A 7,914-nucleotide genomic window follows, 5' to 3' on the forward strand; every position below is an offset into this window, starting at 1 on the left:
TGCCCATCGCCCGCTTGCGGCCGCCGCGGCGGCGCACGACCAGCTTCTCCTCGCGATAGATGCGGAACAGCCGCTTGTGATTGACCATATGGCCTTCTCGCCGCAGCAGTACGTGCAGGCGCCGATATCCGAAGCGCCGTCGCTCATGAGCAATGGCCTTCATCCGCTCACGCAGCACCGCATCATCGACCCTGATGGTCTGGTAGCGCATCGTCATCCTGCAGCATCCCAGCACCTGGCACGCCCGCCGCTCGCTCATTCCAAACACCGTCTGGAGATGGGCGACAGCATCCCGCTCAACGGCGGGCGTTACCATTTTTTTCCGAGCAGGTCTTTCAACGCCGAGTTGTCCAGCATCGCATCGGCCAGCAGCCGCTTGAGCTTGGCATTCTCATCCTCGAGCGCCCTAAGCTTGCGAGCCTCGCTAACGTCCATGCCGCCATACTTGGCTTTCCATTTGTACACGCTGGCGTTGCTCACACCATGCTTCTGGCACAGGTCGGCGACTGGAACCCCCGCCTCGTGCTCTTTCAAAATACCGATGATCTGATCTTCGGTAAACCTGCTGCGCTTCATCTCTGGTCCTTCCTGGGGCCAGAGCCTACTTCAAACTGGATTAGAGGCCGGGGGCAATGTCACCGGGATAACCCAATGCCCTCATCGTTGCAGCAAAGCAGCGATCGTGAGTGAGGTAGTGCTCAACAGCCGCCTCCTTCTGAACTTGAGAATACTTGGGGGCCGGACCGCACAGCCCACACGCAAATCGAGACGTTGCTCGAATTCCCGGCACCAGCCCTTCAGGGCATTCTTAGTTGGATACCCAAGCTGCCGAATGGTCGCTTTAACACGTTTGCCGAGCCTGATGTACAACTCGACCGCTCGAACTCTGTCTTCGTAGGAATACATGAATTACCTCCTGGTAGTCCAAGTTTTCGTCCGCATCCCCCCGGGTCAGATCCAAACGGCAATCAACAGGCCGTGCTCACCGATGTTGTCGGGGAGCCGGTTTTGGGATGTTGATAGTGGAGACGATTGCCAGGATACGGCGGGCGCATTTTGTTCAAGGCAAGCCGATCAAGGCGATCTGCCGAGAGCTGAATATCTCGCGCAAGGTCGTGCGGAAGGTGCTGCGATCGGGAGAGACCGCGTTCGATTAGGAGCGGACCGTTCAACCGATGCCCAAGATCGGGCCTTTACAAGGATGAGCTGGATCGGATCCTTGCCGGGAACGAGACCAAGGCCACACGCGAGCGACTGACGCTGATCCGGGTGTTCGAAGAGCTGCGCGGCCTGGGTTATGATGGGGCTACGATGGGGTTCGCCGCTACGCCCACGGCTGGCGCTGCGATCAGGTCTCATCGTCGGCTGCAGCGTTCGCGCCATTGAGCTTTGCGCCGGGGGAGGCCTATCAGTTCGACTGGAGTCACGATGTGGAGCTGATCAACGGCACCACGGTGATGACGGTAGGCCATGATTGGTGAAAACACGAAAACGATAAACATGACGGTGAAGAGCGCTTCATAATTCCGGTCAGGATTCAAGGGCGAGTTCCAACCGTTCACGGCCCAAATTGCCCAGATCAGGAACGACACTAGAAATGCTCCTGCCACCAGGATGATATAGCCCTCGAGCAGCCGGCGGCCCCAGTTTGGTGTTTGTGTTTCTTTCATAGCGCGCCTCGCTGGCAACCAAGGAACAAGGATTGGCGTTTCCCAAAAACACTACCCTGGACGTTGTTATGTCGACCGAATACCGCATCGTCGCCTTTGATCCCATCACCACAGAAACACGCGAGATGCTGGTGGTCGCAACACCCGTAGAGTGAGCGGCCCTTAAAGCTCTAGGCGAGAAGCTGGTCCGCAGCGGATCGCCACGCCACTTCCGAGCTAAGGTGCCTTAGCGCAAAACACTGACTATGCAGGCACCTGGGCGTGTCAGTTCAGCTGCACCGAGCTGACCTCCCCAGGGCGGCCGGGCCAGCGGCTCTACCGGGAATTTATGATTGCCATTTATCCCGACGGCCGTTTCGAAGTCCAAGGCACGGAGGCCGGCATGTCCGGTGCAGCCAGTTCCAGGCGCACGGCCGTCTGCAAGGCGGAATGCAAGGGCTCTTTGGACAAGGGCAGATGATGTCGAACGACCCTATTCCCTGCCGGGCATGATGTTCGCATTTCGCGCGGCCATGCAGCCCGACGGTACGCTGAGCATGAACTATGAGCAACTTGATCCGAGCAACCAATATGTGATGAACCGGACGTTAACGGATTGCCGGCGCGCGTCTTAGCTGACCCTACCCCTTCATGGTTGAACCGCTATGCTGACTACTCGGGCGGCATGGACCTCGTCAGCTGGCTAGCCAAACGGCAGCTTTCAGGAGTTCAAATCGGCGGCCACAATGACCGAAATGGGGTCGGAAGCGACCTGTTGACGATGCGCTTCGGACTTTCCGTTGTCTCCGTAGCCGGCCTGCTTGGCTGCATCGGGGTTAACAATAGGATGCCCGGAGATCATCCGGGGCCTCCTTGATCAGAGCCCGACCTGCTAGATGTCGCCGTAGTACAGCTGAAAGACCAGTTTAGCGTTGGCGCTGTCATTGGGGTAGCCAAGAATGGCACATCCGCGTCACCTGGGCGCCAGGCTAAGCCGGCAGCGCTGCCCCGCGGGGAGGTGACTGTCGGGATTTTCCAGCTCGAGCCTGACGCCATAGGTACCGCTGGCCGGGTCGAACACGCTGTCGACTGCGATGGCCTTGGCTGAATACTGGCCACTGATCGGCGGCTCGGGATAGATTGTGGCGATCGAGCCAACGCTGATTTGACCATACGTGACAATCGGCAGATAGACCTCGACATGGAGTGGGTCCAACTGAGCAAGCGCGGCGACATATCCATCCTGGGTAATGAATTCACCGGCTGACGACGGCCGCTCTGTCACGATGGCGTCAATGGGACTGAGGATGGTGCGCTGGCGCAAGGTGGCCTCGGCCTGGGTGACCATATTGGTATCGTCCCACTGGACAGCAGCTTGGGGAGACGCCTGGTCGGCATCGCGATCGATGACTGCGTCGGTTGCGGCGTTGCTCATGTTGTTTACTCGATGACTGTGCGGCACAAATGCCAAGCTTGAGAGCTGTAGGGGCGGCACCCCACAGAATTGTGACAACTATTTCTCATTCCCCATTAGCGCCCCATCATCACCCAGTCGTCGCTTTCCTCGACGACCCGAAGGTCTGGACGGGCAGACGCTGCCAGGGCGGACAAGTTGCCCTGCCAGCGCCACTCGGCATCGTCTTCGGCAGCAAAGCGGGCCTTGCGTGCCGACAGGTCAAGCTGGAGGAGCTTGGCCGCAAGGCGCGGATCCATCTGCCAGATCTTGGCGGCAGAACGGTCATTCCGTGAGCGGCTGGTGGCAGCAGCCGAGCCGAGCACGCCGGCCCCGAGCGCCAGCGCCAGGGCCGGCGCGGCGAGGCCGCCAGTGCCACTCGTGTCAGCTAGATCGCGCTTGCTCTGATCCCGAGCGACGACCGGGGTCGTGGTGACGGTGCGTTCCGATGGCGGCGGCGTCAGGGTGACCGCGAATACCCCATCGCGTCCACGCGTCATTTCATAGCGAGAGCTTGCTGGCGGCTGGGCATTATCCGTCACGACGACGGAGATGATTTCGCTGGCGGTCACGGCCGCCGCGTCGCGATAGACAATGAACGATTGCCCATCCGCCCCGGTGATCATGGTGCCAATGCTGACGGTGCCGTCGGCCCAGGTGATCGTCACCGTATGGGTGTCCTCGACGCCCGCATCGCTGATGCGGCCAGTGAGGACCAGGCGTCCGTCGTGTGTTGTGTCTGCCCCTAGCGAAAGCGCGCTGAGGCGTGGCGTGGCGTTGAGAATCTTGACCGCAACCGCCTGCTTGTGCTCGGTTCCATCGCGCTGGACAATGCGGATGCCGATCGAATTGTCGCCCGGGCCGCTGTCGTCGCGATACACGTGCGTGAGCTCGACACCATGCCTCGACACAGTGTCGAAGCGCTCGGTCATGCCATCGCCCCAGTCAATGAACAGGGCGACGGCATCGCCGATGGCGCGACCGGCCACTGCCAGCGACAAGGTGACCCTGTCGCCTTCATAGAAGGGCAGCCGGACGTTGGCAGCGCCTGTGCTGTTGGTAATGATGGTGTCGACGCCAACCCGCGAGCCAAGCATATAGTCAGAGTGCCAGTCAAAGGCCTCGATTCGGCGGCTGTTAAAGATGGAAGCAATGGCCTTTGGTCGCGTAAAAACCTCGTCACGACGGTGGACCGCAGGATCGAGCTGGACCAGCAGCGAACTCGTGATCGTGTCGATGCCCGTGTCATCATCGGCAAGAGTTATATCGATTGTCATGCGATTGCCGGCAAACCCCATCTGAACTTTGGAATAGAGGTGAGCCGCGCTGAAAGTCCTGGTCAGTGGATCGACATCCACCGCGGATTGAGTGCCATCGCCCCATGTAATGATAATGACATGGGTGTCGCTGCCGCCGATATCCTCGACCCGCCCGGTGAGGAGGCCAAGGCCCACCGCCGGACTGGTCAGCCTGACATCGACGAGCTTGGGAGCGACGTTGACGATGCGCACGACGACCGTCGTTGCATCGGTGCCGGTGTCGTCATCGGTGACGAGGACGCCGATGGTGTGGAGGTCCGACTGCGTGTTCGTCGGATTGTCGTCGCGATAACGGTGGGCGGCAGAGAAGGTGCGGGTCACGGCGTCGACCGTGACAACGGAGACGGTGCCATCACCCCAGGTGATGGTGACCACGTGGGTATCGAGCGTGCCCGTATCGGTAACGGTACCGCTCAGGACAAGGACGCCATTTTCATCGATCACCGTTTTGTCGACCGCGACGCCGACCACTTTGGGCGGCAGGTTGACGACCCGGACATCGATACTGGTGGACCCGGTTTCGGTGTCGTCGTCGGTAACGGCGATACCGATCGTATAGAGATCGGACGGAGTGCCCGATGGATCGTCATCGAGATAGCGATGAACTGCGGTGAAGGTGCGCGTCGCCCTGTCAACGACTGCGTTGGAGAACGATCGCCCTCGATGAAGCTGTAGTTGGCGCTGGTGAAATTGACTACCGGCGGCTTGACCACAACGACGCCTTCGAAATTGGAATAGTCGAGCGTGCCGTAGATGGCGTTGCTCACCCTGTCGCGACCATGCGCCGAGCCGTTGCGCGGGTCGAACGGGCTGGACATCACTGCGTCGACGGTCAGGCTGCCGGTGACCAGCTGGAGGATATCGCCGGTAGCGGGATCGTAGGGCAGCGGTATCGGGTTGGGATTGGGCAATTCGCCGTCGGCTGTGAACCTGGCGCTAAGCGGCAGGCCATTCAATGTGACGCGGACGATATCGGGGTCGCTACCACCGGAGACGAATGTAGTCGAGTTTTGGCTGACGCGTTCGACGACGATCGTATCATGGCCCGCACCACCAAAAATGCCGGTGTTGGCACGCAGCCCGCCCAGGCTCATGGTGATGCTGTCGTTGCCGCCATCGCCGTAAACCGCCAGGCTGCGATCTGCGGTCTGCGAGCGCAGGTCGGCCGTGTCGTTGCCGGCTTCGAGATGGATGGTGGTGTTGTGGCCATAATCGACCACGACCACGGCATCCTCGCCATCACCGGTGAAGATACTGGTGCTGGCAACGATGTTGCTCGGCGCCTGCGTCATGCGAATGGTGTCATTACCGCCCATCGTGGTCAGCGAAATCGCTTCGATGAAGGCATGTTCGGTGATGAAATGCGCGGGCGGAGCGACGGGGGACAAGTCAAGCGTATACTGGCTGAGGCCGCCGACACCGAGGGCCGATCCAAGGCTGCCGACCAGCATTTGCAGGCTATTGCCCGAAAGGCCGCCAAAGGCCAGTGATGCGGGACCTCCGAGGCCCGAAATGCCGCCGACATTGTCGCGCACCACCTGCGCAAAGACCAGAGTGCCATCGCCGGCCTGGCGCTGGAACACGGCGAGGGTGTCGCCCGCGCTGCCAAGCACGATGACATAACGGCCGTCCGGCGTAACCTGCACGTCGGCGGGGCCGGCGAGACCCTTGACGCCGTCCTGCCCGTTTCGCAGCGTTTGCACATGGGTAAGCAGGCCGTTGGAGTTGCTGAACACGGCAATAGTATTGCCGTCCCGCGCGGTGACGTAAACGAATGCACTGCCCGGCGCGCCATAGGTGGCCACATCGCTGGCCCCATCGAGACCAAGAGCCACCCCGCTGAGCGTCTGCAGCGTTGTGCCTCTGGCCAGGTCGACCACCCGCAATTCATCGGAAACCGCATCGACGACAAAGGCATGCTGGCTGCCATCGATGGCGACTTCGGCCGCGGCACTGGTCGAGACGGTCTGCGGATTGGTGAAATGGCCATCCGCCTGCAGCGAATAGACGCGAACGCCATCAGCGCCGCTGGCGATGACATGACTGCCCGCAATGGTCAGGCTGTCATAGAAGTGCCCACCTTCGGCACCGGTGGTGCCAACGAATTTCAGATTATCGCCGACGCTCTGGAAGATGGCGATCTTACCTTCGGCAGTGCCGGAGACCAACACGTAGCCGTTGGCGGTCACGGCAATCGAAGTCGCCCCCTTGAGGCCGTCGATCGTGAGACCTGTCGCGGCATCGATCTGCCCGTCTTTGAACAACTGACGCTGTGTGCCATCGGCATTGATCACGACCAGAGAATTGCCGGCGGTGGAAATACCGTAAACCTGACTGGCTTCGGCATCACCATTTGCCAGCGGACGGACGGCTATGGCATCGAGTCCTGCGACCTCGTCCTGCGGCGGACCATTGGCCCGTTTGGCCTCGATATAGGCCGTGCCATTGTCGGAGAGTTTGTGCAGCGAAAGGCTTGAGGTCGTGTCGCTGCTGGCGCCGGCAATATTGGCGTTGATCAGATTTGCCGAGAAGCCATCGCTGTCGAGCACCAGAATGCCCCAGACACCATCGGCAGGCAGGCTGGTGAGCGATGTCATGTCGCTCATGCCGCGCATCGACAGCACCCTCGCGTTTACCCCTAAGCCGAGCGAAATCCCCGAAAGGGCAATGCCCGAGACGTTGGCGACGAGAATCAGATCATAACCTGCATAGATTTCGCCCAGTGGATTATCGTCCGCCTGTGCCAGATCGTAGCGCAGGAAAGCGACCAGCGCATTGGCCGAAGGTCCGTCGATAACTGCCGTCGTCAGGTTGTAGTCGAGCGCATGGGCGTTCAGCCCGCTGACGATTCCGAACACGTCAGCGCCACCGGCAATGGAATTGCCCTGGATGCCGACGAGATTGGGGGCCCAGTTATTGCCAGTGACATAGGGGTTGGAATTGCCCGGGCCGCTGTAGGTGCCACCTTCGATATCGGTCGAGATTATGCCCGTCAGCTTGCCGCTGTCGAGCGGTGCGCTGATGGTATTATCGACGACGATGACCCGGCCACCGCCGCCATCGCCAGTAGTGCCTGCGCCCTGCCCGCCGCGCACATCGATGGCAAGCGCGGCAATGTTGACGTCGCTGGCATAGATCTTGAACGTACCGCCCGCGCCGCCGGCACCGTCGCCGCCCGCGCCACCGGTACCACCAGCACCGCCAGTGCCGCCTGTGCCACCATCATTGCGACTGTCGCCGCCGGTCTGGCCAGTTGTGCCAGCGCCTCCAGCCGTCCCATCCTTGCCATCGGCGCCATCCCCGCCAGACGACACGAATTTGGTGCCCGCCCCTACGGTGACGCGACCGCGCGCCAAGATTTCGAACGCCCCGCCCCCGGCGCCGCCAGCGCCACCAGCGCCGCCCGTTCCACCGTAGCCGCCCGAACCCCGTCCACCGCCGCCACCACCGCCCTGAATATGGTCTGAAGGGAAACTGTACCAACCCGCCCCGA

At 61.1% G+C, this 7,914-nt stretch carries 5 protein-coding genes and 3 pseudogenes; 2 read left to right on the forward strand and 6 right to left on the reverse strand.

Annotated elements, in window-relative coordinates:
- Both WH91_RS23035 and WH91_RS25220 read right to left on the reverse strand, forming a co-directional pair.
- Nucleotides 1-576, reverse strand: a pseudogene (locus WH91_RS23035) (transposase); the annotation flags it as partial.
- A 61-nt stretch (nucleotides 577-637) separates the two neighbouring features.
- A pseudogene (locus tag WH91_RS25220) lies at nucleotides 638-906 on the reverse strand (IS3 family transposase); the annotation flags it as partial.
- 107 nt (nucleotides 907-1,013) lie between these two features.
- Between WH91_RS25220 and WH91_RS23040 the strand changes: the two are divergent.
- Nucleotides 1,014-1,472: pseudogene (locus WH91_RS23040) on the forward strand (IS21 family transposase); the annotation flags it as partial.
- Here the strand turns inward: WH91_RS23040 and WH91_RS24850 are convergent.
- The gene (locus WH91_RS24850; RefSeq protein WP_046169564.1) at nucleotides 1,356-1,670 is read right to left on the reverse strand and encodes a hypothetical protein; all 315 of its coding nucleotides are present in this window, start codon (nucleotides 1,668-1,670) and stop codon (nucleotides 1,356-1,358) included. The pseudogene WH91_RS23040 and the gene WH91_RS24850 overlap by 117 nt on opposite strands.
- Before the next feature lie 32 nt (nucleotides 1,671-1,702).
- Here WH91_RS24850 and WH91_RS25720 point away from each other — a divergent pair, with 32 nt between their 5' ends.
- Complete coding sequence (locus WH91_RS25720; RefSeq protein WP_280140265.1) at nucleotides 1,703-1,825, forward strand: hypothetical protein; 123 nt, start codon at nucleotides 1,703-1,705, stop codon at nucleotides 1,823-1,825.
- Between the two features lie 797 nt (nucleotides 1,826-2,622).
- On the opposite strand, the gene WH91_RS03115 is transcribed toward WH91_RS25720, so the two are convergent.
- The 3 genes from WH91_RS03115 to WH91_RS22350 all read right to left on the reverse strand — a co-directional run.
- Nucleotides 2,623-3,084: an efflux RND transporter periplasmic adaptor subunit gene (locus WH91_RS03115; RefSeq protein ID WP_052952550.1), complete on the reverse strand. Its 462-nt coding sequence runs from the start codon at nucleotides 3,082-3,084 to the stop codon at nucleotides 2,623-2,625.
- 95 nt (nucleotides 3,085-3,179) lie between these two features.
- A complete protein-coding gene (locus WH91_RS03120; protein ID WP_143078297.1) occupies nucleotides 3,180-4,865 on the reverse strand; it encodes a hypothetical protein in 1,686 nt (561 codons plus the stop codon).
- The coding region (locus WH91_RS22350) for a beta-propeller fold lactonase family protein (protein ID WP_144408337.1) at nucleotides 4,862-7,914 on the reverse strand (3,053 nt) is incomplete at its 5' end. The genes WH91_RS03120 and WH91_RS22350, both read right to left, overlap by 4 nt.

It is taken from the genome of Devosia psychrophila (assembly GCF_000971275.1).
GTDB classification, from domain to species: domain Bacteria; phylum Pseudomonadota; class Alphaproteobacteria; order Rhizobiales; family Devosiaceae; genus Devosia; species Devosia psychrophila.

What these genes read in the sequence shown, in the direction of transcription:
- WH91_RS24850 (WP_046169564.1), bottom strand. Translation starts at nt 1,670, where the DNA reads ATGAAAGAAACACAAACACCAAACTGGGGCCGCCGGCTGCTCGAGGGC.
- WH91_RS03115 (WP_052952550.1), bottom strand. Translation starts at nt 3,084, where the DNA reads ATGAGCAACGCCGCAACCGACGCAGTCATCGATCGCGATGCCGACCAG.